This is a genomic window from Mycobacterium sp. IS-1590, assembly GCF_001500025.1.
Taxonomy (GTDB): Bacteria; Actinomycetota; Actinomycetes; order Mycobacteriales; family Mycobacteriaceae; genus Mycobacterium.
The window spans coordinates 273,401-297,292 of record NZ_LQIW01000034.1 but is presented as its reverse complement, the minus strand read 5'-3'; the positions used below and the strand labels follow the sequence as shown (position 1 = coordinate 297,292).

The 23,892-nt window shown below is 67.1% G+C and carries 26 protein-coding genes; 13 read left to right on the top strand and 13 right to left on the bottom strand.

Features of this window, described 5'->3' with window-relative positions; genetic code table 11:
* The first annotated feature begins 1 nt into the window (after nt 1).
* The 4 genes from AU197_RS19055 (at nt 2) to AU197_RS19040 (ending at nt 3,481) form a co-directional block, all read left to right on the top strand.
* The gene (locus tag AU197_RS19055) at nt 2–490 is read left to right on the top strand and encodes a nuclear transport factor 2 family protein (RefSeq protein ID WP_064404360.1); all 489 of its coding nucleotides are present in this window, start codon (nt 2–4) and stop codon (nt 488–490) included.
* Nucleotides 491–493: 3 nt separating this feature from the next.
* Complete coding sequence (locus AU197_RS19050; RefSeq protein ID WP_064404358.1) at nt 494–1,345, top strand: SDR family oxidoreductase; 852 nt, start codon at nt 494–496, stop codon at nt 1,343–1,345.
* Nucleotides 1,342–2,286: an alpha/beta hydrolase gene (locus AU197_RS19045; protein WP_231745039.1), complete on the top strand. Its 945-nt coding sequence runs from the start codon at nt 1,342–1,344 to the stop codon at nt 2,284–2,286. The genes AU197_RS19050 and AU197_RS19045 overlap by 4 nt, the downstream gene beginning before the upstream one ends.
* A gap of 118 nt (nt 2,287–2,404) precedes the next feature.
* Nucleotides 2,405–3,481 (top strand): hypothetical protein, encoded by a 1,077-nt coding sequence (locus AU197_RS19040; protein WP_064404356.1) that lies wholly within the window; start codon nt 2,405–2,407, stop codon nt 3,479–3,481.
* A gap of 51 nt (nt 3,482–3,532) precedes the next feature.
* Here the strand turns inward: AU197_RS19040 and AU197_RS19035 are convergent, their stop codons facing one another.
* Both AU197_RS19035 and AU197_RS19030 read right to left on the bottom strand, forming a co-directional pair.
* Complete coding sequence (locus tag AU197_RS19035; protein WP_064404353.1) at nt 3,533–3,808, bottom strand: hypothetical protein; 276 nt, start codon at nt 3,806–3,808, stop codon at nt 3,533–3,535.
* Nucleotides 3,805–4,944 (bottom strand): 3-ketosteroid-9-alpha-monooxygenase, oxygenase component, encoded by a 1,140-nt coding sequence (locus tag AU197_RS19030; RefSeq protein ID WP_064404351.1) that lies wholly within the window; start codon nt 4,942–4,944, stop codon nt 3,805–3,807. Before AU197_RS19030 ends, AU197_RS19035 begins: the two co-directional genes overlap by 4 nt.
* A 102-nt stretch (nt 4,945–5,046) precedes the next feature.
* Here AU197_RS19030 and AU197_RS19025 point away from each other — a divergent pair, with 102 nt between their 5' ends.
* Nucleotides 5,047–6,750, top strand: a complete 1,704-nt coding sequence (locus AU197_RS19025) for a 3-ketosteroid-delta-1-dehydrogenase (RefSeq protein ID WP_064404350.1) — start codon at nt 5,047–5,049, stop codon at nt 6,748–6,750.
* A 4-nt stretch (nt 6,751–6,754) separates the two neighbouring features.
* Here the strand turns inward: AU197_RS19025 and AU197_RS19020 are convergent, their stop codons facing one another.
* Complete coding sequence (locus tag AU197_RS19020) at nt 6,755–7,423, bottom strand: PadR family transcriptional regulator (RefSeq protein WP_064404348.1); 669 nt, start codon at nt 7,421–7,423, stop codon at nt 6,755–6,757.
* A 98-nt stretch (nt 7,424–7,521) separates the two neighbouring features.
* Between AU197_RS19020 and AU197_RS19015 the strand changes: the two genes are divergently transcribed.
* The 4 genes from AU197_RS19015 (at nt 7,522) to AU197_RS19000 (ending at nt 10,208) form a co-directional block, all read left to right on the top strand.
* Nucleotides 7,522–8,121: a PaaI family thioesterase gene (locus tag AU197_RS19015; RefSeq protein WP_064404346.1), complete on the top strand. Its 600-nt coding sequence runs from the start codon at nt 7,522–7,524 to the stop codon at nt 8,119–8,121.
* 58 nt (nt 8,122–8,179) lie between these two features.
* On the top strand, nt 8,180–8,683 hold the full coding sequence (locus AU197_RS19010) for a DUF6328 family protein (protein ID WP_064404345.1): 504 nt from the start codon (nt 8,180–8,182) through the stop codon (nt 8,681–8,683).
* Nucleotides 8,684–8,722: 39 nt separating this feature from the next.
* Nucleotides 8,723–9,664 carry a DoxX family protein gene (locus AU197_RS19005; RefSeq protein WP_064404343.1) on the top strand — a complete coding sequence of 314 codons (942 nt, stop codon included), beginning with the start codon at nt 8,723–8,725 and terminating at the stop codon, nt 9,662–9,664.
* A gap of 61 nt (nt 9,665–9,725) precedes the next feature.
* Nucleotides 9,726–10,208, top strand: coding sequence for an RDD family protein (locus AU197_RS19000; protein ID WP_064404341.1), 483 nt, complete (start codon nt 9,726–9,728; stop codon nt 10,206–10,208).
* 43 nt (nt 10,209–10,251) lie between these two features.
* Here the strand turns inward: AU197_RS19000 and AU197_RS18995 are convergent, their stop codons facing one another.
* A complete protein-coding gene (locus AU197_RS18995) occupies nt 10,252–11,694 on the bottom strand; it encodes a GntP family permease (RefSeq protein ID WP_064404338.1) in 1,443 nt (480 codons plus the stop codon).
* Nucleotides 11,695–11,807: 113 nt separating this feature from the next.
* Nucleotides 11,808–12,311 carry a gluconokinase gene (locus AU197_RS18990; RefSeq protein WP_064404336.1) on the bottom strand — a complete coding sequence of 168 codons (504 nt, stop codon included), beginning with the start codon at nt 12,309–12,311 and terminating at the stop codon, nt 11,808–11,810.
* 124 nt (nt 12,312–12,435) lie between these two features.
* On the opposite strand from AU197_RS18990, the gene AU197_RS18985 reads away from it, so the two are divergent.
* The 3 genes from AU197_RS18985 to AU197_RS18975 all read left to right on the top strand — a co-directional run bounded on the left by AU197_RS18985 (nt 12,436) and on the right by AU197_RS18975 (nt 14,507).
* Nucleotides 12,436–13,149, top strand: a complete 714-nt coding sequence (locus tag AU197_RS18985) for a FadR/GntR family transcriptional regulator (RefSeq protein ID WP_064404334.1) — start codon at nt 12,436–12,438, stop codon at nt 13,147–13,149.
* A gap of 56 nt (nt 13,150–13,205) precedes the next feature.
* A complete protein-coding gene (locus AU197_RS18980) occupies nt 13,206–14,090 on the top strand; it encodes an SCO6745 family protein (protein WP_064404332.1) in 885 nt (294 codons plus the stop codon).
* A gap of 90 nt (nt 14,091–14,180) precedes the next feature.
* The gene (locus tag AU197_RS18975) at nt 14,181–14,507 is read left to right on the top strand and encodes a YnfA family protein (protein WP_064404330.1); all 327 of its coding nucleotides are present in this window, start codon (nt 14,181–14,183) and stop codon (nt 14,505–14,507) included.
* A 93-nt stretch (nt 14,508–14,600) separates the two neighbouring features.
* Here the strand turns inward: AU197_RS18975 and AU197_RS18970 are convergent, their stop codons facing one another.
* Both AU197_RS18970 and AU197_RS18965 read right to left on the bottom strand, forming a co-directional pair.
* Entirely contained in the window at nt 14,601–16,556 is a 1,956-nt protein-coding gene (locus tag AU197_RS18970) for a DUF7064 domain-containing protein (protein ID WP_064404328.1), read from the bottom strand.
* 42 nt (nt 16,557–16,598) lie between these two features.
* On the bottom strand, nt 16,599–18,107 hold the full coding sequence (locus tag AU197_RS18965; protein WP_064404326.1) for a carboxylesterase/lipase family protein: 1,509 nt from the start codon (nt 18,105–18,107) through the stop codon (nt 16,599–16,601).
* A gap of 85 nt (nt 18,108–18,192) precedes the next feature.
* Here AU197_RS18965 and AU197_RS18960 point away from each other — a divergent pair, with 85 nt between their 5' ends.
* Nucleotides 18,193–18,867, top strand: a complete 675-nt coding sequence (locus AU197_RS18960; RefSeq protein ID WP_064404324.1) for a hypothetical protein — start codon at nt 18,193–18,195, stop codon at nt 18,865–18,867.
* Between the two features lie 9 nt (nt 18,868–18,876).
* On the opposite strand, the gene AU197_RS18955 is transcribed toward AU197_RS18960, so the two are convergent.
* From AU197_RS18955 to AU197_RS18930, 6 genes are all read right to left on the bottom strand, one after another.
* Nucleotides 18,877–19,971: an LLM class flavin-dependent oxidoreductase gene (locus AU197_RS18955; protein ID WP_064404322.1), complete on the bottom strand. Its 1,095-nt coding sequence runs from the start codon at nt 19,969–19,971 to the stop codon at nt 18,877–18,879.
* 7 nt (nt 19,972–19,978) lie between these two features.
* A complete protein-coding gene (locus AU197_RS18950) occupies nt 19,979–20,992 on the bottom strand; it encodes an ABC transporter substrate-binding protein (protein ID WP_064404515.1) in 1,014 nt (337 codons plus the stop codon).
* A 27-nt stretch (nt 20,993–21,019) separates the two neighbouring features.
* The gene (locus tag AU197_RS18945; RefSeq protein ID WP_064404320.1) at nt 21,020–21,742 is read right to left on the bottom strand and encodes an ABC transporter ATP-binding protein; all 723 of its coding nucleotides are present in this window, start codon (nt 21,740–21,742) and stop codon (nt 21,020–21,022) included.
* Complete coding sequence (locus AU197_RS18940) at nt 21,739–22,461, bottom strand: ABC transporter permease (RefSeq protein ID WP_231745031.1); 723 nt, start codon at nt 22,459–22,461, stop codon at nt 21,739–21,741. The genes AU197_RS18945 and AU197_RS18940 overlap by 4 nt, the downstream gene beginning before the upstream one ends.
* 207 nt (nt 22,462–22,668) lie before the next feature.
* Nucleotides 22,669–23,352 carry a hypothetical protein gene (locus AU197_RS18935; protein ID WP_064404319.1) on the bottom strand — a complete coding sequence of 228 codons (684 nt, stop codon included), beginning with the start codon at nt 23,350–23,352 and terminating at the stop codon, nt 22,669–22,671.
* Nucleotides 23,353–23,451: 99 nt separating this feature from the next.
* Complete coding sequence (locus AU197_RS18930; protein ID WP_231745030.1) at nt 23,452–23,793, bottom strand: hypothetical protein; 342 nt, start codon at nt 23,791–23,793, stop codon at nt 23,452–23,454.
* Nucleotides 23,794–23,892 lie beyond the last annotated feature (99 nt).

Genomic DNA, 23,892 nt, shown 5'->3' with positions numbered 1-23,892 from the left:
CATGAGCAACGAGATCACGCTGTCCGAGGTCCAGGAGTTCATCGCCGCCTTCTGGTACCACTACGACCAGGGTCACTTCGCCGAGCTCGGGGCCCGGCTCGGCGACGAGATGGAATACCTGAGCCGATCCGATTCCGGGAACTGCCCGTTCGAGGACCTGCTGGCCGCCGAGTTGCACGGAAAAGACGAGACCTTGGCGTGGTTGACCCAGCACCGCAACGAAAATCCCTACCCGCTGCGTCACCACGCCACCAACGTCTTCCGCACCGGCGTCGACGGAGACGTCACCACGGCGCGCTTCTACCTGTACGTGAACCAGGTGACGAACAACGTTCCGTTCGACGTCTCCAGCGGCGTGGTCGACGTCGGCATCCGCCGCGCCGGCGACGGTCTGGTGCTCACCTCGATGACCGTGATCCTCGACGCCGAGGACTCCGTCACGTTCTCCGAGCACGCCGCCAAGACCGCCACCGCCTCGACCGCCTCGTAACGCGTGGACGCACGCGCGACGTTCGGCGGTGGTGTCGCGGTCATCACCGGCGCCGGAAACGGGATAGGCGCGGGGCTGGCACGCTATGCCGCCGCGCTGGGCATGACCGTTGTGCTCATCGACGTCGACGCCCCGGCGATCGCGGCGCTCCGCCGAGAACTCGCCGGGTCGGTGGACCTGGTGTGCGATGTGCGTGATCCCGAAGCACTCGAACGAGTGGCCGCACAGGTGTACTCGGAGATCGGCCCGGTCCGCCTGCTGGTCAACAACGCCGGCATCGAGCAGTTCGGATATCTCTGGGACACCCCGGTCGACAACTGGGACCGGCTGGTGGACATCAACGTCAACGGCGTGTTCTACGGAATCCGCGCTTTCCTACCGCGCATGATCGCCGCGGACACTCCGTCGTGGGTGTGGAACCTTTCGTCGATCGGCGGGGTCGCCGCCGTGCCGTTGCAGGCGCCCTACATCATGAGCAAGCACGCGGTGTTGGCGCTGACCGAATGCCTCCGCCTGGAAGTGGAATCGGCCGGGCACGCCCACCGGATCCACGTTCAGGCAGTGCTGCCGGGCGCGGTGAAGTCGAACATCTTCGAGTCCGCGGGCGGCGTCGACGATGGTGACGTGGGCGCCGCCGAAGCGCAGCGGACCGCGATGCTCGACATCAAGGCCGAGGCGATGGACCCGGTCGAGGCGGCGAGGGTGGTGTTCGAACAGGCCGCGGCCGGTGAGTTCTATCTACTCACCCAACCCGAGTACGTCGGCAACGCCATGGCCGAACGCGCCGAAGTCCTGGCGTCTCGCCGGGCGCCCGTTTTGCGCACCAAACGGCGATTCGACCCGTCGCGCCAGTGATCGAGACGAAACACGCTGTCCCGCAGTTGGATCCCGACGCGGCGGCGCGGGTCGCTCAATTGGGCGACGTACCACCGATGCGCATACGCGGACTCAAAGCGGTGCGCGACGCGCTGGAGTCCGCCCCCCTGCCTGCGATGCCGGAGATGGCCGACGTCGAAGACCGGATCATCGAGGGCCCCGCCGGGGACATCCCGCTGCGCATCTACCGGCCGTCGACCGACAACGACGCCCCGGCGGTGGTCTACTTCCACGGCGGCGGAATGGTTCTGGGCTCGAACCACTCGTTCGAACCCTTGGCGCGCAACCTCGCTCACCACTCACACGCCACGGTGGTGTCGGTCGACTACCGCCTGGCCCCCGAATCGATTCCCCCGGCCCAGTTCGACGACGCGTACGCCGCGACCTGTTGGGTGGCCGCCCATGCCGACGACCTCCGGATCGACTGCACCCGGGTCGCGGTCGCGGGCGACAGCGCCGGGGGAACCCTGGCCGCCGGCGTGGCGTTGGCCGCCCGCGACCGCGGCGGCCCAACCCTATTCGCTCAGGTGCTGATGTATCCGGGCGTCGACAAGGATCTCGAGGTCCCGTCGATCCGGGCGATGCCCGAGGCGCCGATGCTCACACTCGCCGACATCGAGTACATGCACGAGCTGGCCGAAGGCCCCGAGCACCCGTACACGGTTCCCGCGCGCGCGCATGATCTGTCGGGCCTGCCGCAGGCCATCGTCGTGACCGCCGAAGCCGATCCGATCCGCGACTGGGGTGAGCACTACGCGAACCGGTTGCGCGACGCCGGAGTCCAGACGACGCTGACTCGTTACCCCGGGATCTACCACGGCTTCCTGATGCGCTCGGAGGCGACGGCCCGCGGACGTCTGGCAGTAGCCGAGATCGGCGCACTGCTGCGCGCGAAATTCACCAACCCGCTGCCTTTCTGACGCCGCGCCCAAACAGACGTCCCGATGACCGGACAAACCGGCGGTCACTTGCGCGGGCGGGCACCAGAATCGACTGCGCGACCGGCAGGAGCTGCCGGCCTCGAGAGTAGGAGAGAACATGCTCACCCAAGAGCAGCGGATGGAGTTGTCCGACGTCCTGCGGCCCGCCTCACCGCCCCGCGAGATCGACAACCTCTACACCGACGACCAGCGGGAGCGCCTCCTCGACGTGGTGCGCACCCAGGGACCGTGGAAGCTGATCATCGCCCAGCACTTCGCCTCGGCCGAAGAACTGATGGCCACGATGAGCGGGTTGTTCCCCGAGGGCTTCACCCCGTCGCTCGACCTGTTCCTCACCGCGACGTTCCGCGGCTATCTGGCCAACTACGGCACGGTGCTCTACCCCGAGCTGCACGACTGCTTCTACAACCAGCGCTTCGTCGAGTACGCCAAGAGCTACTGGAACGCCGAGTACGCCAAGCCCGAGATGATGCTGTTCAACATCAACGGACCCTGCGCCAACCGCGATCCGGGCCACCTGGACTCCCCCAGCTTCCGCGGCGTGCGCCACGAGAACGCTCCCACCTGGCTGACCAGCGTCATGGGCAAGTCGGGGCTGTTCCGCGACTACCTCATCAAGATGGCTCAGGTCATCACGTGGTTCTCGCTCGACGAGGGCAGCGGGTTCACCTACTGGCCCGACGGCCCGCTCAAACCGCCGAAACGCCTGCTGCCGCCGGTCTACAACCGCGGTGTGCTGGTGCAGAACGAGATGATGGTGCACCGCGGCGAGGCCAACGGGCCGCTCGATCAACAGACCCCGGCCGGGCTGGCGTTCGACACCGTGTTCACCGGAGATCCGTCGGACCGCGATTTCTGGCTGCTCAAGAACGGCGACGACGTGATCGCCCGCCACCACACCGACGAACTGCGCTTCCTGGTGCACTGGTCGGCGGAGGTGTTCACCGACTTCGACGAGCTCAAGAAGAACATGGACGGCAGCGACGACCTGACCATCGACAAGGCGATCGACATGCTCGTCGACGACGTTCACAAGAAGGGCATCAAGCTCGACGTGCCGAGCGAGCCGCTGCACGACCCCGAGTTCATCGCGGCTCTGAACGCGGTCTACGACATCGGCGGGCCGGCGGAGTACCCGCAGGAAGCCCCCCTGTCGGAATTCCAGCTGACCTGAGTGGGATTTGGGTGCTCTAACAGTCGCTGAGCGACTGTTAGAGCACCGAGATCACTCGGTTTCGTCGACGATCGGCAATGCGCCGCCGCGCGCCGCCTCTTCGATTGAATCCCGCAGTTCGAAGCACACGAGGAACGGCCTGCCATCGTTTGTGTGGATGGTGTCGGCGTCCCGGCGCTGATGGCATTTCGCGGTGGAGTCGCGGTCCCACTGCACGCTGGTCTGCTCCCAGGTGCTTTTGCGGACCAAAACGGTTGCCGCGCATAGCCGGCACGTCACCGAGGTCATCGGCACGTCGACGAGTCGGTTGTCCTGACGGACGGTCATCCCGCGCTCGTGACGGCGTCCCGTGCGGCGATGTTGGCCTCGACGATCTTCATCCATTCCTCCCGCGGCCGGGTGGTGTCGATCTCGTATTCGAAGCGATCCACCATGTCCGGCGTCACGTCGGCGACGTCCACGTAGAACTGCTCGTACCAGCGCCGCAGTTGGTAGACCGGCCCGTCCTCCTCGCACAGCAGCGGATTGTCGATACGGGCCTTGTTCTTCCAGATCGCGACGTCCTGCTCGAAACCCATCTTGACGAAGTCCCCGAGGCCGATCGCCGTCTGCATCGCGAGGTCCTCGGGCAGGTTCTCGGACTTCTTGACGATGATCCCGTACTGCAGCACGAACGAGTTCTGATCGATCGGATAATGACAGTTGATCAGCACCGTCTTGTGGTCGACGTCGGTGTAGTGATAGGTGAGATCGTCGATCATGAACGACGGTCCGAAATACGATGCGACCGAGGTGGTTCCGAGCATCTGCCTTGGTCCGGGCTCGCCGAGGTCGGGCCGCCCCGCGCTGTTCATGTACTGGGTCGCGACGTGACCCTCGAAGATGTTTTTGAAGTGTGTCGGCAGTGAACCGTGGATGTAGAAGAAGTGCGCCATGTCGACGACGTTGTCGATGATCTCGCGGCAGTTGGTGTTGACCGTGGTCGTGTACCAATGCCAGTCGGTCCACTCATCGCTCGTCGCGCCCTCGATGCGGGGAATGGTGACCTCGGGCGGCGGAGGTTTGCCCTCCGCGTCGTTCCAGACGAACAGCATGCCGTCCTGCTCGAGCGTGGTCCATGTCGCGGTGCGGGCCAGCCGGGGCACCCGCTTGCTGTAGGGCACCTTCTTGCATCGCCCGTCGCCGCCCCAGCGCCAGTCGTGGAACGGGCAGGCGATCTCGTCGCCCTTCACCTCGCCCTGGCTCAGATCCCCGCCCATGTGCCGGCAGTATGCGTCCAGGACGTTGATGCGGCCGTCGCCGCCGCGGAACACCACGAGCTTCTTGCCGAATGCGTACACCTGGTGCGGTTTACCGTCACCGAAGTCTCGCACCAGTCCCAGGCAGTGCCAGCCTCGAGCGAACCGCGACGGGGCGGCCTCTGCCTCGATGTGGCGGACCTCGATATCGGAGTCCAACGTCATACCGATTGTTCTAGCAGCGATCGCGGGCCGCGATCAGGGTCCTGTTCCGCTCATCAGGACACCGGTTCCGGCGCCGGGTAAACCGCTCTAACTTGGTCCCTTGTGAGTAGCGCTTACGGGGCGACGATTCCCGACGGTTTGCCGATGACCGATACGACCGTCGACCTGGTGGTGGTCGGGTCCGGCACGGGGATGGCCGCGGCGCTCGCCGCCCACGAACGCGGCCTGTCCGTGCTGATTGTCGAGAAGTCGGCCTGCGTCGGGGGTTCGACCGCGCGGTCGGGCGGCGCGCTGTGGTTTCCGGCCAGCACGGTGATCAACGGAGCCGGCGGCGCCGACACCGCCGCGCGGGCCGAGACATACCTCGACGCGGTGGTCGACGGGACGGCGCCCGCGCCGCGGTCCGCCGCGTTCCTGGCGAACATCGGCGCGACGATCGAGCTGCTGCAACGGACCACACCGATGCGCCTCTTCTGGGCCAAGGAGTACTCCGACTACCACCCCGAGGCGCCGGGCGGCTCGGCTGTGGGCCGTACGTGCGAATGTCGGCCGCTGGATTCGGCGATCCTCGGCCGGTACCGCACGAGGCTGCGGCCCGGCGTGATGGAGGCCAAGATCCCGATGCCGACCACGGGCGCGGACTACCGGTGGCTGAACCTGATGTCGCGGATGCCGCGCAAGGGTCTGCCGGTGGTTGCCAAACGCCTCGGCCAAGGCGCCGGAGGCCTGCTCCTCAAACGGCGCTACGTCGCCGGGGGGCAGGCACTGGCCGCCGGCCTGTTCGCCGGTGTGCTGCGTGCCGGCATCCCCGTGTGGACCGACACCGCCTTGCGTCGGTTCGTGACCGACGGTGATCGCGTGAGCGGCGTGGTGCTGAGCCATGACGGCACGGACATCACGGTGTCCGCGCGCCGCGGTGTCGTCCTCGCGGCGGGCGGTTTCGACCACGACATGGACATGCGGTGGAAGTTCCAGTCGGAATCGCTCGGCGAACATGCCAGCCTCGGGGCCGAAACCAACACCGGCGACGCAATCCGAATCGCCCAAGACATCGGCGCCGCAACCGATCTGATGGATCAGGCGTGGTGGTTCCCGGCTGTCGCGGCGCTACCGGGGGCGGATCCCAAGGTCATGTTGGCCGAGCGTTCGCTTCCGGGTTCGCTCATCGTCGATCAGACCGGCAGTCGGTTTGTCAACGAGGCGACGGACTACATGACGTTCGGGCAACGAGTCCTGGAGCGGGAACGGGCGGGCAATCCCGTCGAATCCATGTGGATCGTCTTCGACCAGGGCTATCGCAACAGCTACGTCTTTGCCGCCGAACTGTTCCCGCGGATGGCGATACCCCAGAGGTGGTACGACGCCGGTATCGCCCACCGCGCCGACTCCATCGCCGGACTCGCCCCCAAGATGGGTGTCGACGAATCGAAGCTGACCACGACCGTCGAGCGGTTCAACGAAAACGCCGCCGCCGGAGTCGATCCCGATTTCCTTCGCGGGGCCAGTGCCTACGACCGCTACTACGGCGATCCGACCGTCACCCCGAACCCGAACCTGCGCCCGTTGAATCGGGGGCCGTTCTATGCCGTGAAAATGGTGCTCAGCGATCTCGGCACGTGCGGTGGCCTGCGCGTCGATGATCGCGCACGGGTGCTGCGGGAGGACGGCCATGCCATCGACGGGTTGTACGCGATCGGCAATACCGCGGCCAATGCCTTCGGCGCCACCTACCCCGGAGCGGGCGCGACCATTGCGCAGGGCCTGGTGTACGGCTACATCGCCGCGACCGACGCCGCAGGCGCCTGACCGATCAGTCGTCGGCCTCTGCTTTTTTCTCGATCTCGTACCAGTATTCTGGTGCGGGCCAAGGTATTTGGGTACCGCGTTCGATGCCTGCGTCGGCGAAGGCGGCTTCGGCCTCGTCGAGTTCCTTGAGCATTTTCATCGCGAGTTCGCGTTCGGCGGTGTAATACCGCTCGGCCCACTGCAATGCGACCTTCGCGTAGGCCCACGACGGGTCCGCCCCGGCCCACTTGGCGTCCTTGGCGGCCTGGCGCGCCATGTCGTCGGCGTAAGCGATGTGCTCCTGCAGAATTTCCTTGAGGCGCTCGGGATCGGTCAGATGCCCGAACGTCACGCGCAACAACGGGTTGTGCTTGAGCACCGGCGGATCGACCGGCGCTTCATTGGCCCACCGCCGCACCGCATCGAGACCCGCGGGGGTGATTTTGTAGAGCCGACGATTGCGGGTGCCGCCTGTGTTCTCGACGCGAGACGACACCAGCCCCAACTTCTCCAGCTTCTTGAGCTCCGAGTAGATCTGGCTGTAGGCAGGACTTCCGTAGAAGAACCGCATGCTCCATTCGATCCACTTGCGGATGTCGTAGCCCGACAGTTCGTGTTCGTAGGTCAGCATGCCCAGCAGCGCCCAACTGGTCGCGGCCAGATTCGGCTTCGCGTCGGACGTGCTTTTTGCCATTTGTCTAGCCTAACAACGGCGAGGACACCGCGCGTCCCACGCACCACTGGCCGGGATGTCGCCTTGCGGAGCCGTCGGGTCATACGCACGCTGAGTTTATGGCCGGTTCCGAACTCGACGACCTACGCGCGGTGTACGAACCGTTGGCGCAGTCGGTGCGTCGACTCATCGACGTCACCATCCGCACCCGCGCGGGCGCAGCGACCGTCGCCGCCGCCACGAGCGCAATCGACTGCGCCAGTGATGAACTCAGCGAATCGTTGCGTGATGGCTCGTTCGGACTGGAACACACCCGCGACGGCGAGCCCATGGCGTGGGGCAATGTCGTCATCGGGCTGCGCAATCCGGTCGCCCCACCGCTGCTGGTGCACCATGAAGCCGATGGCCGGGTGTGGGCCGAATTCACGCTCGGGGCCGCATTCGAAGGCCCGCCGGGCCATGTCCACGGCGGGGTGTGCGCGATGCTGCTCGACCACGTGCTCGGCGCCACGGCGCACAAACCGGGCAAGCCCGCCGTCACAGGCACGCTGACCACCCGGTACCGGCGCGGGACCCGGCTCGGGCGTCCGCTGCTCGCCGAGGCATGGATCGACCGGGTAGAGGGGGCCAAAACGTTCGCGGTCGGTCATATCGCCGACACCGACGGCGTCACCGTCGAAGCCGACGGAGTCTTCATTCACCCGCGAAACCCTGGCTGACGATGTCCGGAAACCTCCAATCGGCGGCCCGCCACGGCCGCGACTGCCAGAATCAGGTGTGGACTTCGACCGTCCGGATCCGGACACGCCCGAGGGCTACCGGCGCAACGAGACGGAAGCCCAACGGCTGGACCGCAATTGGTCGAGTCTGCTGCAGGAGTTGCGGGTCGCTCAGACGGGCGTGCAGCTGCTCACCGGCTTCCTGCTGATATTGCCGTTCACCGACAACTTCTCCGAGCTGGATGCGCTCATGCGGACCGTATATCTCGTGACGGTCGCCTGCTCGATCGGAGCGACAACCTTGCTCATCGCTCCGGTCAGCATGCATCGGCTGTTGTTCCGCAGACACCGCATGGACACCTTGGTCTCGACCGCACATGCCTTCGCGATCGTCGGCACGCTGCTGCTCGGCGTCGCACTCGCCGGCGTGGCGACGATCATCTTCGACGCCGTCGCCGACCGGGCGGCGGCCTGGATCGCCGGGGGCGGCGTGCTCGTCGCGCTCATCGCATTCTGGTATCTCGTGCCGCTGCGACACCGCAGTCCGCCCGATGCCTCGTAACGACGTTTGCGCCCCTGTTCGCCTGGGAACACCTGGCCCATGTTGATTCGACGTATCGCGCGCCCGATGCTGTCAGCAGCCTTCATCGCCAGAGGCGTCGAGGCCCTACGCAGCCCGAAACCCGCGGCCGACGCCGCACGCCCGACGCTCGAGGGTCTGAGCAAGCTGCCGGACCCGGTCGGTACCAACGTCCCGACCAACGCCGAGACCGTCGCCCGTGCCACGGCCGCCGTCCAGATCGGCGGTGGATTGCTGCTGGCCACCGGCAAACTCCCCCGGCTCGCCTCCGCCGCGCTCGCGCTGAGCGTGGTGCCGGGCAGCCTTGGCGGACATACGTTCTGGAGTGAGACAGATCCCCAGCGCAAGGCCGAAGAACGGCGTGCATTCATCACCGACGTGAGCCTGATCGGCGGGCTGATCATCGCCGCGGTCGACACCGAGGGCAAACCCTCACTCGGTTGGCGCGGTCGCCGTGCGGCGCACAAGGTGTCCGAAGCGGTCAGCACGGCGCTGCCCGTCGGGGCGGCGGCCGGCGGTGCTCTCACCGACAGCGCGCTGGCCGACAAGGTCGGTCACGGCCTGCAGGTCGGTGCCGAACGGGGCCGCGAATTCGCCCACGTCGCCCGCGAGCGCGGCGCCGAACTCGCCGAGGTCGCCCGCGAACGCGGACCCGAACTCGCCGAGCGGGCCCGCAAACGCAGTGCCGAACTGGCCGACGTCGCCCGCGAACGCGGACCCGAGCTCGCCGAGGTGGCGCGCAAACGCGGGTCGGTGCTCGCCGATGTCGCGCGGGAGCGCGGCTCGGAGTGGGCCGACGTCGCCCGTGACCGCGCGCCCGAACTGGCCGAGACCGCACGGGGGCGCGCGGCGGAATTGGCCGAGACGGCGCGCAAACAGGCCGACACGGCACGCAAACAGGCCGAGACCACCCGTAAGCAGGCCCGCAAGCAGGCCAAGCGTCAACAGCGCAAGCTTCGCTGAGCGCTCACCGAGCGGTCGAAAGCGCACCTGCTTTGTCGGGGTCGCCGGTACATTGACTCGGATGACTAGCGGAAATCTCGGACCCCAGCCTGGACAGTACGGCGGCGGCTACCCCGCGGGCGGCGGTCAGCCGGGCGGCCTGCTTCTGCGTTGGCTTGCCCGGATCATCGACGGCATCCTCGTCGGAATCGTGAGCTGGTTGTTGGCCCTCGTCACCGATTCCGCCTCCAACATCATGGTCACCGGCTTCTTCACCGGCGGGTTGATGTTCGTCTACTTCCTCGCCTTCGAGGCCGGCATGGGCTCGACACCGGGCAAGAAGATTCTCGGCCTCACCGTCCGCGGTCCCGGTGGGGCGGCCAAGCCGTCCGCCGCGCAGGCGGCCATTCGCAACTCGTGGACGCTGCTTCCGATCATCCCGTTCGTGGGCGGACTGCTAGGCGTCATCGCGATCATCGTCATCGCCGTGACCATCAGCGGCAGCCCGACCAAGCAGGGCAAGCACGACGAACTCGCCGGCGGTACGCAAGTCATCAAAGGCTGACCGTCACCAGCGGTCGACCCATTGACCCGCAACTACTTTGGGGTCAGATCACCAGCCACAGGACGAGGCTGAACGCGAATGCGGTGAGGCCGAGCGTGGTCTCCATGACCGTCCACGTCTTCAGCGTGGTCTTGACGTCCATCCCGAAGAAGCGGCTCACCAACCAGAAGCCCGAATCGTTGACGTGTGAGAGCACCGTTGCTCCGGCGGCGATGGCGATGACCAGCAGGGTGAGGTGAAGACCGCCCAAGCTCGCCTCGGCCGCTGCCGCGCTGATCAGCCCGGCCGTCGTCGTGATGGCGACCGTGGCCGATCCCTGGGCCACGCGCAGCAGCGTCGCGATGATGAAGGCCTGGACGATCAGCGACATCCCCAGACCCGACAGGGAATCGCTCAGTGCGCTGCCGATGCCGCTCAAGCGCAGTACCCCGCCGAACATGCCGCCGGCCCCGGTGATCAAGATGACCGAGCAGATGGGCCCCAGGGCTTTGTCGTAGAGGGCGCTGACCTCATCCATAGACCGACCGCGCCGCAGACCCAACACCACGGCCGCCACGATCACGGTGATCAGCAGCGCGACGCTCGTGTTGCCGAGCAACATGAGATACCGCACCCACGTGGCGTCCTCTTCCAGGATCCCGGCGGTCACCAGTGTGTCGAGAACGGTGTTGAAGGAGATCAACACGAACGGCAGAAGCAGCACGCCGAGCACAGAGACGAAGGACGGAGCGGTCCGGGCCGCGGTGGCCACGCCTCCGGCGCCGGACCCGTCGGGGGCGCCGGCGTCGCGCTCGGAAGTCGATGTCCCGCCGTTCATCTCGCCGAACAAGGCCGTCGGAACGTCGACATGCACCCGGCGCCCGATTGCCCGGGAAACCAGCAGCACGCCCACGTACCAGGACAGAACGGCGACCGGGGCGCCGACCAGCAGCGTGACACCGATGCTCGCCCCCAGCGCCTCGGCCGCCGCGACCGGTCCCGGATGGGGTGGCACCAGGGCGTGCATGGCGGCGAACGCGCCTGCGGCGGGCAGACCGTAGAACAGCAGCGACCCCCCGAACCGTCGCGCGACGGTCATGATGATGGGCAGGAACACCACCAGGCCGGCATCGAAGAAGATCGGGAAGCCGAACAGCAGCGCGGCGACTCCGAGCGCGAGCGGCGCCCGCTTCTCACCGAACCGGGCGATGAGGGTGTCGGCCAGAACCTGTGCCCCGCCGGTGACTTCGAGTAATCGACCGAGCATCACGCCGAAGCCGACGAGCAGAGCCACCGAGCCGAGGGTGTTGGAGAAGCCGTAGCTGATGGCGTCGGGAACGTCGCCCACCGGAATGCCCGCGGCCAGCGCCGTGAGCACGCTGACGAGCACCAACGCCACGAAGGCGTGCAACTTGACCTTCATGATCAGAAACAGCAGGACCGCCACCGCCCCCGCGGCGATCAACAGGAGCGTCGTCGCTCCGTAAGCGGGATCGATTGCTTCCATCAGGCCTCCGAACAGTCAGTGCCGGGCAGTTCCGGACATTTCACGCCTATCAATGGATGGTCGAAGTGCCTGACTGGCATCGTCTTCGGCCATCGGTGCGTCGGTCACGTGTCTTACCGATCGGCCGAACCCGTTGCCGACACATAACTCTCGACGATGGCATCGATGCTCTGGTCGACGTCGATGTCGACGCCGTGCTCATCGGACCCCAGCGGTTCGAGCGTCTCGAATTGAGAAGCCAGCAACGATGCCGGCATGAAGTGACCGGGGCGGCTGGCCTGTCGCCTGCCGATGACCTCGGGAGTCCCGACCAGATGCAGCAGTTCCATCTCCGGGCAGTGGCGCCGCAATTGGTCCCGGTACTTGCGCTTGAGCGCCGAGCAACTCATCACCCCACCGGTCGCGCAGCGGTCGGCCAACCACTCCCCGATCGCTTCCAGCCACGGATAGCGGTCGTCGTCGTCGAGCGCCTCACCGGCCGTCATCTTCGCGATGTTGGCAGGCGGATGAAAGTCGTCCGCGTCGGCGAACGGTACGCGCAAGCGCTGCGCGAGGGCCGCACCCACTGTCGACTTGCCTGAACCCGACACGCCCATGACCACGATCGGAGCCGCCATTACCTCCACCTACCCGGTTGTGTTTGGCATCACACAGCATGCCCCAATAGGCATACGATTGCAATAGCATCACGTATTGGTATGTCTTTACGGCTGATGGTCGATCGTATGGAACGATCTATTTGTGGCGTCTCAACCAATCGTCGGCGCGCTGCATGGCAATCTTCTCAAGGCGCTGGGCACCGCGATCGTCTCCGGTGAGTATCCCGCCGGGCAGGTGCTAACCCTCGACGGGGTCAGCTCGCGTCACGGGGTGTCGCGCAGCGTCGCGCGCGAGGCGATCCGGGTGCTCGAATCGATGGGCATGGTGGAGTCACGGCGGCGGGTGGGCATCACGGTTCAGCCTTCGGAGAAGTGGAATGTCTTCGACCCCAGACTGATTCGCTGGCGCCTGGACGCCGGCGACCGGGCCGCTCAGCTCCTCTCGCTGTCCGAGCTACGCCGCGGATTCGAACCGGCGGCCGCCGCGCTCGCAGCGCGGCGGGCCGGTCCCGAACAGTGCCGAATCATGGCGGCCGCCGTTTCGGACATGGTCGTGCACGGCCGCGCGGGCGACCTCGAGGCCTACCTGGAGGCCGACAAGCTGTTTCACCGGACCATGTTGGAGGCCAGCGGCAACGAGATGTTCCGGGCGTTGGACGGTGTTGTCGCCGAGGTGCTCGCCGGGCGAACCCACCACGGGATGATGCCCTCGAAGCCGAACCCGGCCGCCATCAACCTGCACGACGAGGTGGCGCGCGCGATCAGGATGCGCGACGAGGCGGCGGCCGAACACGCCATGCGGGCGATCATCGACGAAGCCAGCTCGGCGGTGTCCGAGGATCCCCCGGGCCGCTGACCCGTCGTGATCGGCCCGCGGCGAGCGCGGATCGGGGCCAGTGGTTAACTGCCGACGTGGACAGGCAACCATCGTTGGCGCGCCGATTCTTCGATCGACTCGAACCCGTGCACGCCGTCACCTACTTCGCGCCGGAAGCTCGCGCCGCCCTCGACGGCCTCGGCTACAAGGGATTCTGGATGGGCTATTTCGGGGCCAGGTCGGCGCCGCTGGGCGAGGTGCCACCCGAGGTGGTCACCGCGGCGTTCTACAACTTCGCGCCGCAGCGGGTGGCCAAGGCCCTTCCGGCGGCGTGGCAGGTCGCTCCCCCGGCGGAGGCGCTGCGCGTGCGGCTCGAGTCCGCGGTGGCGGCGCTCGAACGCTACGGCGTCGGACAGGGCGACGATGTGGCGACCGCGGCTGACTTGTTGGCGAAAGCCGCGCGCAACGCCGCGCTCGACGGTCGATGCCTGTTCGCCGCCAACGCGTCGCTGCCCTGGCCGAACGAACCGCTTTCCAAGCTCTGGCATGCCACCACGTTGCTGCGGGAACAGCGCGGCGACGGTCACATCGCGGTGCTCATCAGTCACGGGATCTCCGGTCGCGAGAGCAACATCCTGCACGCCGCTGCGGGTCGCGTGCCCAAGGAGATGATCATGCGCAGCCGCGACTACGACGACGAGCAGTGGGCCCTGCACCGCGGCCGGCTCGCCGAGCGCGGGCTGCTCGACGGTGATGAGCTCACCGACGCCGGCCGCGACCTCAAGCAGCGGATCGAGGACGACACCGATCGGTTGGCGTTGCCGGTGCTCGACGCGTTGAGCGACGACGAGATCGAGACGCTGTTCCGCACGCTGACCCCGATCACCCGCAAGGTGGTCGCCGCCGGTGACCTGCCCGCCGCGACGCCGATGGGCCTGAACCGCGACGACCTCGACGACGACAGCGCCCACCTGGCATAGCCCCTTCGTGCCGCGACGGTGCGTGTCTGCACACGACACGCCGCGCCATGACATCATTTTGCGCACGCTCACGGCACGCTGAGTGACGTGATGGTGCTCAAGTCGGTGATGCTGTTCGTCCTTGCCGCCGTGCTCGAGATCGGCGGCGCGTGGCTGGTGTGGCAGGGCGTGCGTGAGCACCGCGGGTGGTGGTGGATCGGTGTGGGCGTGATGGCCCTGGGCGCTTACGGTTTCGTCGCCGCGTTTCAGCCCGACGCCCATTTCGGCCGGGTACTGGCGGCGTACGGCGGAGTCTTCATCGCCGGTTCGCTCGCGTGGGGCATGATCGCCGACGGCTTTCGGCCCGATCGGTGGGACGTCACCGGTGCGCTGATCTGTCTGGCCGGGGTCGGTCTGATCATGTACGCCCCACGCTAGCGCACGCTCGCTGCGGCGCGAGGGTGCGGAAAACGTCGAATTTCCGCGGCGTGTCGTGTGCAAACACGCACGCTCGCACAACAAAGATGGAGGCTAGGGCTGGTTGCGGTTCCACTCCAGCCAGCCCACGCCCTTGCGGCCGTCGGCGGTCGTGACCGTCGCCCACGCGCGAGGGAAATGGCTGATCCGGCCGTCGGGTGATTTCAGCAGCACCGGAGCATGGGCGCGCACCTCGGCCGTGACGGTGACATCGCCGGGCGCCAGCGTCAGCGTCGTCTTCACCGGTAAAGCGTTGTCGGCGAACGTCTCTCGGGCGGTGACGCTCTGCAGTTCGATCAGCGGCTCGCCGGTCGACTGCACATAACCGATCCCGAGCGGCGGAGCGCCGGGGATGCGGATGTCGACACCGTGCAGATGGGTGCCGTCGTCGAGGTGCAGCGCGCTCCACACCCAGTCCATCGCCCACCAGTCGCGCACACCCCACGAGTGGTCGCGCTGGCCCGGCACATCGGTGAACGTGAATTCGCGACCGTCGACGGATACCGTGCCCGACACCGAACACGGTATCTCGTAGCGGGGCGTCACCCGGTACAGATACGGCGTGCCGGTGGTGGTCCACTCGAGTTCCATCGACACGTCGACAGGACGGCCGGATTCGTTGCGGAGCAGCCCAGCCGGATCGTCGTACGCCTGGCCGCGGCCACGCATCGTGACGCGGACGGTCTTGAGCGGTTCGGTGGGGGTCAGCGTCAGTTCGATCGCATCGGTGCCCTCGAAGTCGAGCAACGCATAGGTCGGGATGTCCGGACCACACACCAGGCCGTTGACCCAGGAGGTCTTGAGGTTCGGGTACAAGCCGAGACGTATCCAGCCGCCGATCTCCTGCTGCGGGTCGACGAAGTCGTAGTACCAGCTCTCGTTCCACAGCGGCTCGTCACCGGGCGGATGTTCACCCTCGTCGTCGGCCGTGGGTGTAAGGGGTTCGGGCGCAACCGGTTCCGGGAGTATGCTCAGCGCGTTGACGTCGATTACGTGCTCGCAGTGGCGCTGCAGCATCGTCATGAACATCTCGTCACCGCGCTCGGTCTGCTCGACCAGCATCGAGGAGATGATCGCCATCATCACCCCGAAGAAGGTCTGCCTGCGCACGCCGTCGCGGACGTCCTCGAAGCTGATCGGCGCGTCGGGACCCAACGCCTGGTGGTAAGCGTCCAACAGCGCGTCGTAGTGCTCGCGGCGCAACTCGACAGGGAGCGCACAGCCCATGAAGTACGCCACGTCGGTCATCGCCGGACCCCAGGTGACCGTCTGCCAGTCGACGACTGTCAGCGGCCGGTCGGCCCCGGCCTGCCCGAACAGCATGTTGTCGAGCCGGTAGTCCCCGTGCACGAGCCCCTTGACCCGGTCGTCCGCCGACTCCGCGGCCAGATACCCGTCGAAGCTCGCGAGCAGTCGCTCGCACACCTCACGATGCTCGGGCGCGATCTTGTCGGCGTAGCGCTCGGCGAAGCCCGCGTACAGGTTGGCGATCAGCGCCTGGTTGACCGGCGCCTCCCGGTTGAGCCACTCGGCGCTCGCGGCAGCGGGATCGCCGAGCAGCGGTCCGTGCAACCGGCCGAGCTCGGACAGCGCCAGCATGGCCTGTTCGACTGAGGCGCCGCGGATCTCGTCTCCGACGGTCGCGGGTCCCGCGTCACCGAGTAGCAGATGGAAGGCGCCCGTTTCGGGGTTGAATGCCGACGAAAAGCACGGCGCCACCGGTCCCCCGATCCGCGGCGCGATGTCGGTGTAGAACCGCACCTCGCGTTCGTAAAGGCCCAGCGCCAAACCGGTCTGCCTGCTGACCGGGTCGGTGGCGGCCACCTTGAGCACCACGGTCGCGGGGCCGGTGTCCGCACCCGCGTACGTCAGCGCGACGCGGTAGCACTCGCTCATCTGGCCCGTCCCGATGCGCTCGTAGGAGAAGTCCGCGACCGCTGAGCCGATCGCGGACGTCAACCACTCGGCGCTCAGTTCTGCGGGGCGCTCGACGACGTTGATGGTGGGCACTCATTCCTCCGTGTGACGATTCGTGGTCGCTGGGCGCCAAGGTTAACGCGAGACCAGCGAGATGTTCTCCCACGCCTCCCTGCGGGCGGCGTGCGGGTCGAACTCGATGCGTGGGCGCTGATCGAAGACTCGCACGGCGCGGTCTGCGCCGGTGTAGGCGGGCCAGTCGGCGCCGGGAACTCCGGTGCGGGCGAATTCGCGCCAGCGGCGTTGGACGTCATCGCTGACACGCAAAGCGGTTCTGCGGTCACCGGCCGCGGTGAGCAGACGGCCGAACCCGCTGCGGTACACGTCGAATACCGCCAATAGCTCGGTGGCGTGCGTGGCTCCCAGGCCCGACCAGCGCAACGAGCGCGGCGCGTAGTCGTAGCGGTACAGGTAGGTCGGCGCATGGCGGCTGTGGGCTTCGGCGATCTGCCAGGCGGCCGAGCCGAACGCGAAATCACCGCCGAATTGGATGCATGCCCTCGGGCTCGGATAGTCCGGGTATGCCGCGGTGATGCGTTCCCGCTCTTCGGGTTCCGCTTCGGCGAGCAGCCGTTCGATCATCGGCTCCGACATGGGTAGCAGCTTGAGGAAGCGACCGAAGAGGTTGGCCTCTTCGGCATTGGTCCCGACGATCAACGGAAGCTGGTGCCCCTTACCGCTGCGCATCGCCTCCACCGGATCCTCTGGCAGGTAGTCGGTTCCGCTCGTCGGCCCGGCCGCAAAGGCGCCGAGCATCTCGCGCTGGCCGTGTTTGATGAGCTCTTCGAACGCATGGACCAGTTCGGCCGGCCGCGCCGCCATCACGGCGTTGGCGCCGTCATCCTGCCCCGCGCCCAGCATGGCGGCGAACCGGCTCGCGTACTGTGCGGCCACATCCGGGGTACGCACCATTCCCGCCGCCGGACTCTCCGAGATCGCCTTGGCGAAAAGGCCTTTCGCGGCGGGCACCGCAAGCAGCGTGGCCACGGCGTGCGCTCCGGCGCTCTCGCCGAAGATCGTCACGTTGTCGGGGTCGCCGCCGAACACCGCGATGTTCTCGCGCACCCAGCGCAGGGCCATCACCAGATCGCGCAGATACAGGTTGTCGTCGATCGTGACGTCTGAGTTCGACAGCGACGACAGGTCCAGACACCCCAACGCACCCAGGCGGTAGTTGACCGATACGTACACGCATCCCTTGCGGGCCAGCGCCGCACCGTCATAGATCGGGGTGGCCGAGGTCCCCATGAAATAGCCGCCGCCGTGGATGAAGACCATCACCGGCAGCGCGGCGTTCTGCCGCTTCTTCGGGCTGACCACGTTCAGGGTCAGGCAATCCTCGCTCATCGGCTGGTATTTGCCGGGTGCCAGCATGGTGTACATGCGTTGCTGGGGGGCGCAGTTGCCGTATCCGTGGCAGTATCGGACCCCGCGCCACGGCTGCACGGGCTGGGGTGCGCGCAGCCGCAGCGGGCCCACCGGCGGGCGCGCGTAGGGAATGCCGCGCCAACGGTGCACGCCGTCGCGGGTGAACCCCTCGATCGTGCCGGAGGCGATGGTCGCGCGGACGGTGTGTTCGTGCATCACCCGACGTTAGCAATGACCTTGACGCCGGGCCTCCCGCCGCGCCTGGCCTGCGATTGCGTATCGGCCCGCTAGCCTGGCCGGTATGCGAATGGCAGTGCTGATCGCGGCTGTGCTGTTGGCGGGGTGTTCGACGACGACGGGCGGACAGGCCGAACGGATCGAACCGATTCCACCGTCCCCGTCCGCGAGTTCGCCCACTCCGACCACGACCAAACCGAAGCCGACCGCTCCGCCAGCCGCCGGCGCGCCGATCGGCGACGTGGTGGCCTGGGTCGAAGCCGGCGAGCCTGCGGCGCCCGGCCAGTACCACTCGGCCATCCGCGACGGCCAGACGACGGACCTCGGCGAGGACGTCGCGTTCACCACGCCGTCGGGCAAGACCAGCTGCATGACCGACAGCCAATACGCCGACGGGGCGCTGGCCTGCCTGGTGGACCTGGTCAACCCGCCACCGCGGCCGGATGACGCGTACGGCGAGTGGAAGGGCGGCTGGGTCGACTACGACGGCACCAGCGTGACCGTCGGCTCCGTGCACGGAGACCCCGGTCGGTTCACCGCCGGCGAAGGCGCCGAGCTGCCGTACGGACGGGTGCTGTCCTTCGGGGACTACCGCTGCCGGACCGACACCGTCGGACTGTTCTGCGTCAACTACGCCCATCAGTCCGCGGTCAAGTTCAGCGACGCGGGCATTGAACCCTTCGGCTGCCTGCAGTCGGTCACCGCGCCGCCGCAGACCGGCCAGAAGTTCAGCTGCTGAGCGCGTGCGCTAGGCCACGCCCTTGCGCTTCAGCAGCGGCAGCACGCCTTCGGCGAACCAGTAGGCCTCTTCCAGGTGCGGGTAGCCCGACAGGATGAACTCGTCGAAGCCGAGCGAGTAGTACTCGTAGATCAGATTGGCGACCTCCTCGTGGCTGCCGACGAGCGCCGTGCCCGCGCCGCCGCGCACCAATCCGACGCCGGCCCACAGGTTCGGGTAGATCTCCAGCTGATCGGTCCGACCGCCGTGCAGTGCGGTCATCCGCCGCTGCCCCTCGGACTGCGACTTGGCGTGCAGCGCAGTGGCGTTGGCGATCTGATCCGCGCTCAGTCCCGACAGCATCTCATTGGCGACCGCCCATGCGGCCGCCGAGGTGTCGCGGCTGATGGTGTGCAACCGGACGCCGAACCGCACGGTGCGCCCGCGTTGTTCGGCGAGTTCACGGACGCGTGCGATCTTGGCGGCCGCGTCATGCGGGGGTTCGCCCCACGTCAGGTACACGTCGACGTACTGCGCGGCGATGGGCAGCGCGGCCGGCGAGGATCCGCCGAAGTAGATCTGCGGCAGGGGATCCGGCGGCTCCGACACTCGCGCATCGGCGACTTTGTAGTAATCGCCCTCGAAGTCCAGCGAATCCCGACGCCAGATGGAATCGACGATGTGGAGGAACTCCCCCGTTCGCGCGTAGCGCTGGTCGTGGTCGAGCCAGTCGCCGAACCTCCGCTGTTCGAGGTCGTCACCGCCGCTGACGATGTTGAGCAGCACCCGCCCCTCGGAGAACCGCTGGAGCGTCGCGGCCTGCTGCGCGGCGAGCGTGGGCGGCGTCAGCCCCGGACGGAACGCGACCAGGAACTTCAGCCGCTCGGTCTCGGCCAACAGGGCCGATGCGCTCAACCACGCGTCCTCGCACCAGGTTCCGGTCGGGGTCAGCACCCCTTCGTAGCCCAGCCGGTCGGCGGCGCGGGCAACCTCGGCGAGATAGCGCCGCGTCGGCGGGCGATAGTTGGCGGGCACCGTCTGCTGTGACGACGCGTGCGACGATCCGACGATGGACCGGCTGTCTCCGGCGGTGGGCAGGAACCAGAAGAACTTCGCGGAAGACATGTCGCTCCTAATCGCGAGTCAGGTAGAGCGGCTTGAGCACCTCGGTATAGCGGCGGTCGACCCATCGTTGGAATACCGGTGCCGCCGCGATCTGTTCGGACTCGGCGAACAGATCGGCCATCTCCTGCTCGGATGCGATCAGTTCGTCGGACAGGTCGGTGGGCAACCGCAGGCTGCGTCCTTGTGCGAGCCCGGCGACGGCGGGATCGAGGCCGACTTCCTCGCCGTAGCGCTTCGCCCACTGCTCGCGGTTGTCGTCGGCCCACCGGACGGCCTTGGCGTACCGCTGCAGCAGATCGCTGAGCGCGGTGTTGCGCTTCGGGTCGGCCAATGCGGCGTCGGAGGCGATTCCGAACCCGGCACCATTGGTGACACCGGTGGCTCGGGCGATGCTGCGCACCGCCAAGTCGGTTTCAGCCTGTGCGGTGTAGGGATCCCAGACGGCCCACACGTCGACGCGGCGCTGGGTGAACGCCGACAGGGCGTCGGCGGGTTGCAGGAACACCAGTTTGACATCGGCTACACCCAACCCGGCGCGGTCGAGTTGAACGAGCGTATGGCCGTGTGCCGAACTGCCTTTGGCGACCGCGATGCTCTTCCCACGCAGGTCGGCCACGCGTTGGATGGGCGCATCGGCGTGGACGAGAATCTGGTCCCCGTATCCACCGCCGTCGTATGCCGACACCACCTTGACCTTCGCGTTGGACGCGGCGCCGAAGATGGGTGGTGTGTTGCCCGTGATCGCGAAGTCGATCTTCCCCGCGGTGGCTGCCTCGATCTGGGGCGGACCGGACGTGAACGTGGAGAAGTTGATCGAGTACGGCAGGCCGTCGAGGGCGCCCGATGCGCGCAGCAGCGCCTCGGTGCCGCCCTTCTGGTCGCCGACGTTGAGCGTGAGGCCGGCGAGGTCGGACAACGCCACCGTGGCCGGCGCTTCCCGGGCACCCGCGCTGTCCTGCCGCGACACGCATCCGGTCGCCAACAGGCCGATGAGCGCGAGCACAGCGACGACTTTGGACATGACGATCCCCTTCGGTTGCATACGGTTTCAGCTCTGTACGCCGAGCTTCTCGAGCAATTCGGCGCGATGGTTCTCCGCGCCTATCGAGGTGCGCGGATCGGCGATGTCGAGTGTGTGGGTGACGCGCCCGTCGTCGAGCACGAGCACACGATCGGCGAGCGCGACGGCCTCGTCGACGTCGTGGGTGACCAACAGCACGCCGAAGCCGTGCTCACGCCACAGGTCGAGCAGCAGCTCGCGCATGCTCAACCGCGTCAACGCGTCCAACGCGCCGAACGGCTCGTCGAGCAATAGCAGATCGGGTTCGGCCACCAGAGCGCGAGCGAGCGAAACCCGTTGTGCCTGACCGCCGGAGAGCGTCAGCGGCCATGCGTCGGCACGATCGGCGAGCCCGACATCGGCCAGCGCGCGCTCCGCGCGCGAACGGGCCTGATCCTTGGGCAGCCCGCTGCGGGTGAGGCCGTACTCCACGTTCGTGCGCACATCCCGCCACGGGAACAGCCGCGGCTCCTGAAAGGCCAACGCGGGCGGCCCCGACACGACACGTTTCCCGCTGTGTTCGGTCGACAGGCCCGCGAGCACCCGCAGCACGGTCGACTTACCGGATCCGCTGCGGCCGATCAGCGCGACGATCTCCCCGCTGCCGATCCTCATCGACACATCCACGAGCACGTGGTGCTTGCCGTACCACTTGTCGACGTGCCTCAGTTCGGCCGCGGTGCGGACTTCTCGTGCGGTGGCCAATGTCATGAGCGGTACCTCAATGCACGTCGTTCCAGGACCCGGACGATCGCGTCGGTACCGATGCCGAGCAACGCGTACACGATCAGGCCGAAGATGATGATGTCGATGCGCAGGAAGTCGCGGGCGTTGTTGATCAGGAAGCCGATCCCGCTGTCGGCGTTGATCTGCTCGGCGACGATCAACGTCAGCCATGCGATCGCCAACGACTGCCGGAAACCGACGAGCACCTGGGGCGCCGCGCTCGGCACGATGATGCGCCAGAACCGCTGCCAGAACGAAAACCCAAGCACCTGAGCCGTTTCGAACAGTTTCGGGTCGACCTGTCGAATCGCCGAGAACGTGTTCAGGTACAGCGGGAAACTGACACCCAACGCGACCAACAACACCTTGGGCAATTCGCCGATGCCGAACCACAGGATGAACAGCGGGATCAGACCGAGATGGGGCAGCGCCCTGATCATCTGCATGGGCGGGTCGATTCCGGCCTCCACCCACCGCGACAGGCCAACGGCCGTCCCGAGCGCGACGCCCAGAACACCTCCGAGCACCAGGCCCTCGACCACCCGGATCCCGGAGACATGCAGCGCATCGGCGAGTTGGCCGTTGCGAACAAGCTCCACGCCCGCCTCGAGGATCAGCGACGGAGCGGGCAGCACGTCCTGGGGAATCACCCCGACCGCGCTGAGAAGCTGCCACAGCGCAAGCAGTATGACCGGTGACGCCAACCGAAAGGCGGCCCACTTATGGTGCCGCCGAGCGTGATTCGCGGCCGGTCCAGCTGTGATGGGCGAATTGGGCGCGGCGAGGTCTGGCGGGGCTGTCACGGTGATCTGACGCTACGGAGGGCCGCGCGGGACCTGAAGGATTTGATTCGGGGTGAACGAAAGACACAAGCCGCGCCGGGCGCACCGGCGCGGCTGTGACGCGGGTTGTCAGTTCAAGCGGAACGCACCCGTGACGAGGGTCGGGGTCACGTCCCTGCCGTTGATCCTGGAGCTCATCGCCCCGTTCGACAGGCGGGTGATCTGCTGTGCCTGCTGCAGCTGGCGTTTGTTGCGGACCTCGGCGCGGAACTGGGCGTCGTTGAGTTGTTGGATGTCGGCCTGGTCGAGCGTGCCGCTGAACCCGTTGATCTGCACACCGACGGCCGAGCCGTCCTCGCGGACCACCCATGCCGCGCGCGCGCCGTCGAGATCGGCGGTATACACACCGGCCTCACCGGACACCGGTGCCGCGGTGAACTCGTAGGTCACTCCGTTCATGGTCAGGTCGCCATCGACGTCGGCGCCGTCGAACTGCGCGGTCAGCGTGTCACGGAACCTCGACGTGAGGTCGATCTTGCCGTCGGTGTGGTTGCCGAAGAACCACGCTTCGTCATTGCTGCCGTTGCAGGCGTAGGCGGCGAGCTCACCGCCGTCGACGGAGATGCCGATGGTCATCGGCTCGCCGTCGGGCGATTTCATGTCCGCGACGTAGCGGGCCGACTGTGGAAACGCCCGGGCGTCCGCCGTCGACTCCGATGGCGAGCCGCCCGAGCAGGCAGTCAAGGTGCCGAACACGAGCGTCGCGCTGATACCCACCAACAGCGTGCGGGTCCATCTCTTCTTCAAAGTCATGGGGCTGGTCCTATCGGGCCGAACTGACTGGTCATAGCAACGACGAGCCAGCACCCGGCTGGGTTCAAGACGCAGCGAAATTACCGGGGAACCCGGCTGTCAGCGCCAACCGTCGGCGGCCTTGGCCGCCGTCATCAATGCCTCGCACAGTTGGCGCAGTTCACCAGTGTCGGCGCCTTCCCCGACTGCGGTGGCAACGTCCTCGGCGGCACATCGGACCTGGTAGATGCGGTCGGAAAGCTCGGCGGCCTCGTCCGCTGTGAGGACAACCGCGTCGGGGGCCAGCGACGTGCCCTTGATCACGCTGCGCTGTTCGTACGCGCGTTGCCGGCACGACTGCCTGCAGTACTGCCGACGCCTGCCCAGCCCCGCATCGCCGACCTCCCGCCCGCACCAGCGGCAGGCCTGAGGGCGGAGCCGCCTCTTGATCCCGGTTGCCACAGGCCAGACTGTAAACCGAGGGGCAACGGTTTCCCGGTATCATGGTGGGTCGAGTCGGGAACTTCACAGCATGCTGCGGCGTTGATGATTCGGACAATT

Excerpts from the sequence above, each read along its gene's own strand:
- AU197_RS19015 (WP_064404346.1), top strand. The coding sequence starts at position 7,522 with ATGGCCGGTTCCGAACTCGACGACCTACGCGCGGTGTACGAACCGTTG.
- AU197_RS19030 (WP_064404351.1), bottom strand. The coding sequence starts at position 4,944 with ATGACGTTGGACTCCGATATCGAGGTCCGCCACATCGAGGCAGAGGCC.
- AU197_RS18975 (WP_064404330.1), top strand. The coding sequence starts at position 14,181 with ATGGTGCTCAAGTCGGTGATGCTGTTCGTCCTTGCCGCCGTGCTCGAG.
- AU197_RS19040 (WP_064404356.1), top strand. The coding sequence starts at position 2,405 with ATGCTCACCCAAGAGCAGCGGATGGAGTTGTCCGACGTCCTGCGGCCC.
- AU197_RS18965 (WP_064404326.1), bottom strand. The coding sequence starts at position 18,107 with ATGCACGAACACACCGTCCGCGCGACCATCGCCTCCGGCACGATCGAG.
- AU197_RS19020 (WP_064404348.1), bottom strand. The coding sequence starts at position 7,423 with ATGGCAAAAAGCACGTCCGACGCGAAGCCGAATCTGGCCGCGACCAGT.
- AU197_RS18955 (WP_064404322.1), bottom strand. The coding sequence starts at position 19,971 with ATGTCTTCCGCGAAGTTCTTCTGGTTCCTGCCCACCGCCGGAGACAGC.
- AU197_RS18960 (WP_064404324.1), top strand. The coding sequence starts at position 18,193 with ATGCGAATGGCAGTGCTGATCGCGGCTGTGCTGTTGGCGGGGTGTTCG.
- AU197_RS18990 (WP_064404336.1), bottom strand. The coding sequence starts at position 12,311 with ATGGCGGCTCCGATCGTGGTCATGGGCGTGTCGGGTTCAGGCAAGTCG.
- AU197_RS18945 (WP_064404320.1), bottom strand. The coding sequence starts at position 21,742 with ATGACATTGGCCACCGCACGAGAAGTCCGCACCGCGGCCGAACTGAGG.
- AU197_RS18995 (WP_064404338.1), bottom strand. The coding sequence starts at position 11,694 with ATGGAAGCAATCGATCCCGCTTACGGAGCGACGACGCTCCTGTTGATC.
- AU197_RS19005 (WP_064404343.1), top strand. The coding sequence starts at position 8,723 with ATGTTGATTCGACGTATCGCGCGCCCGATGCTGTCAGCAGCCTTCATC.
- AU197_RS19035 (WP_064404353.1), bottom strand. The coding sequence starts at position 3,808 with ATGACCGTCCGTCAGGACAACCGACTCGTCGACGTGCCGATGACCTCG.
- AU197_RS18950 (WP_064404515.1), bottom strand. The coding sequence starts at position 20,992 with ATGTCCAAAGTCGTCGCTGTGCTCGCGCTCATCGGCCTGTTGGCGACC.
- AU197_RS19000 (WP_064404341.1), top strand. The coding sequence starts at position 9,726 with ATGACTAGCGGAAATCTCGGACCCCAGCCTGGACAGTACGGCGGCGGC.
- AU197_RS18935 (WP_064404319.1), bottom strand. The coding sequence starts at position 23,352 with ATGACTTTGAAGAAGAGATGGACCCGCACGCTGTTGGTGGGTATCAGC.
- AU197_RS19055 (WP_064404360.1), top strand. The coding sequence starts at position 2 with ATGAGCAACGAGATCACGCTGTCCGAGGTCCAGGAGTTCATCGCCGCC.